At 73.9% G+C, this 3,343-nt stretch carries 1 protein-coding gene and 1 pseudogene; both read left to right on the forward strand.

The features are described from left to right. Window positions 1-1,310: pseudogene (locus ACWCYO_RS40415) on the forward strand (beta-ketoacyl reductase); the annotation flags it as partial. A 278-nt stretch (window positions 1,311-1,588) separates the two neighbouring features. Further along, on the forward strand, window positions 1,589-3,343 hold a 1,755-nt coding region (locus ACWCYO_RS40420; RefSeq protein WP_449787025.1), incomplete at its 3' end, for a type I polyketide synthase.

The raw sequence follows: 3,343 nt of genomic DNA on the forward strand, positions 1-3,343 counted from the left end.
ATGCCGCGCCGGATGCTTCGCTGGCTCAGGTCTGGGGTCTGGGCCGGGTGGTGGCTCTGGAGCGGTCCCAGTCGTGGGGTGGTCTGGTGGACGTGCCGGAGGTTCTGGACGCGGAGGCCGGTTCGTGGCTGGCGCGGGTCCTGTCCGGTGCGGCCGGTGAGGACCAGGTGGCGGTCCGCGAGGGCGGCGCCTACGGCCGCCGACTGGTACGCGCCGGGTGGGGCGCCCGCAGCGGCTCGGCCCCGGCCGCGTCCCTGGACGTCTCCGGCACGACACTGATCACCGGTGGCACCGGCGCACTGGGCGCGCACGTCGCGCGCTGGCTGGCCGGCCGTGGGGCCGAACACCTGCTGCTCACCGGCCGACGCGGCCCGGACGCCCCGGGAGCCCGGGAACTGGCCGCCGAACTGGAGCAGTTGGGCACCAAGGTCACCGTAGCCGCCTGTGATGCGGGGGACCGCGAGGCACTCGCCCGGCTGCTCGCCGAGCACCCGGTCAGCGCGGTGTTCCACGCGGCGGGCGTCCTGGACGACGGCGTGGTGGAGTCGCTGACCGAGGAGCGGCTGGCCCGGGTGCTGCGCCCGAAGGCCGACGCGGCCGATCACCTCGACGAGCTGACCAGGGGCTCGGACCTCTCGGCGTTCGTGCTCTTCTCCTCGTTCGCGGGCGCCGTGGGCGGCGCGGGGCAGGGCAACTACGCGGCGGCCAACGCCCACCTGGACGCCCTGGCCGAGCGCCGCCGCGCCCAGGGGCTTCCGGCCACCTCCATCGCCTGGGGCTCCTGGGGCGGTTCGGGCCTCGCCACGGAGACCGAGGTCGTCACCGAGCGGCTCCGACGGGGCGGTATGGTGCCGATGGCACCGGAGTCGGCGATCGCCGCCCTGGAACGGGCACTGATCCGGGACGAGACCCACCTGGTCGTCGCCGCGGTGGACTGGGACCGGTTCGGACCCACCTTCGTCACCGGCCGGCCGAGCCCCTTGCTGTCCCAGCTCCCCGAACTGCAGTCGCTCGCCGGGGCGGCCGAGGACGCGAACACGACCGGCGGCGCCTTGCGGGACTCGCTGCGCGGCAAGTCCGCAGCCGAGCGGGAGGACGCCCTCCTCGCGCTCGTCCGGGGCCATGTCGCGGCCGTCCTCGGCCACGGCTCGCTCGAAGCGGTCCCCGTCACCCGCGCGTTCAAGGAAGCCGGATTCGACTCGCTGACCGCCGTCGAGCTGCGCAACCGCCTCGCCGCCGCCACCGGGCTGACCCTGCCGGCCACCCTGGTCTTCGACCACCCGACCCCCGCAGCACTCGCCGCCCACCTGGGCGCCGAACTCGCCGAGGACGACCCCACCGAGGGCAGCACGCCCCAGGAGGGCCTCGACCGGCTGGAACGGGCCCTGGAGCAGCTCGGCTCCGGCTCGCCCGAACACACCCGGATCATGCTCCGCATGCAGGCCCTCGTCTCCCAGTGGCGGGACTCCGACGAGGAGCGGTCCGCGGAGTCCGAGGACTTCGACTCCGTCTCCGACGACGACCTCTTCGGCCTCATCGGCGAGAAGTTCGGCATCTCATGAACCGGCGTCCCAGGAACACGACGCCGATGAACGACCCACATCCCGCACCAAGCACTTCCCCGACGGAGAGCCATCCCGTGTCCAACGAAGAAAAGCTCCGGTACTTCCTCAAGCGAGTGTCGACAGAGCTGGAGCAGACGCAGGAGCGCCTCCGGGACAGCGAGAGCCGGGACCACGAGCCCCTCGCGGTCATCGCGATGGGCTGCCGGTTCCCCGGCGGAGCGAACAGCCCCGAGGAGCTCTGGCGGCTGCTCGTCTCGGGCGGCGACGCCATGACCGGCTTCCCCACCGACCGGGGCTGGGACCTCACCTCCCTGCTCTCGCCCGCCGCCGAGGGCGGCTCGCACGCGCGCCAGGCCGGCTTCCTGCCGGACGCGGCCGACTTCGACGCCGGGTTCTTCGGGATCTCCCCGCGCGAGGCCCTGGCCATGGATCCGCAGCAGCGGCTGCTGCTGGAGACCTCCTGGGAGGCCTTCGAGCGGGCGGGCATCGACCCCGGCTCGCTGCGGGGCGGCCGAACGGGCGTGTTCGTCGGTACCAACGGCCAGGACTACGCCCCGGTGGCGATCAACTCCACCGACGACCTCGCCGGACACATCATGACCGGCAACGCCGCGAGCGTGCTCTCCGGGCGCCTGTCGTACGTGTACGGGCTGGAGGGGCCCGCCGTGACGGTCGACACCGCCTGCTCGGCCTCGCTGGTCGCGCTGCACCTCGCCGCCCAGTCCCTGCGGCGCCGGGAGTGCGGGCTCGCCCTCGTCGGCGGCGCCACCGTGATGTCCATGCCCACGCTCTTCACCGAGTTCAGCCGCCAGGGCGGTCTCGCCCGCGACGGCCGCTGCAAGGCGTTCTCGGCCACGGCGGACGGCACCGGCTGGGGCGAGGGAGCGGGCATCCTGCTGCTGGAGCGGCTCTCGGACGCCCGGCGCAACGGCCACCAGGTGCTGGCCGTGATCCGCGGCTCCGCCGTCAACCAGGACGGCGCCTCGAACGGGATCACCGCGCCCAACGGGCCCTCGCAGCAGCGGGTCATCGAACAGGCCCTCGGCAACGCCCGACTGACGGCCGACCAGGTCGACGCGGTGGAGGCGCACGGGACGGGCACCCAGCTCGGCGACCCCATCGAGGCACAGGCCCTGATCGCCACGTACGGGCGGAAGCGGCCGGCGGACCGTCCGCTGTGGCTGGGCTCGGTGAAGTCCAACCTGGGGCACACCCAGGCGGCCGCGGGCGTGGCCGGGGTCATCAAGATGGTGCTGGCGCTGCGGCACGGCGTACTGCCGCGGACCCTGCACGTCGAGGAGCCGACCCCCCAGGTCGACTGGTCGGCCGGCACCGTACGGATCCTCACCGAGAACGTCGAGTGGCCGAGGACCGACCGGCCGCGTCGCGCGGGCGTCTCGTCCTTCGGCATCAGCGGGACCAACGCCCACGTGATCCTGGAGGAGGCGCCGCCGGTCGAGCGGTCCGAGGGCGCTGAGGTGGTCCCGGCGCCGGGCCGTGCCGTGCCGATGGTGGTGTCCGCGCCGGACGAGGCCGGACTCCGGGCCCAGGCGGGCTCGCTGCGGACCTTCCTCGCCGATCGTCCCGAGCTGACCCTCCCGTCCGTGGGCTACTCCCTGGCGACCACGCGGGCCGTGCTGGATCGGCGTGCGGCGGTGGTGGCGGGGGACCGTGAGGGGCTGCTGCGGGGGCTGGAGTCCCTGGCGGAGGGGCGCCCGTGCCAGGAGGTGGTGGATTCTGCTGCTTCCGCCGGAAAGCTGGCGTTCCTGTTCACCGGG

The organism is Kitasatospora sp. NPDC001683, assembly GCF_053596495.1.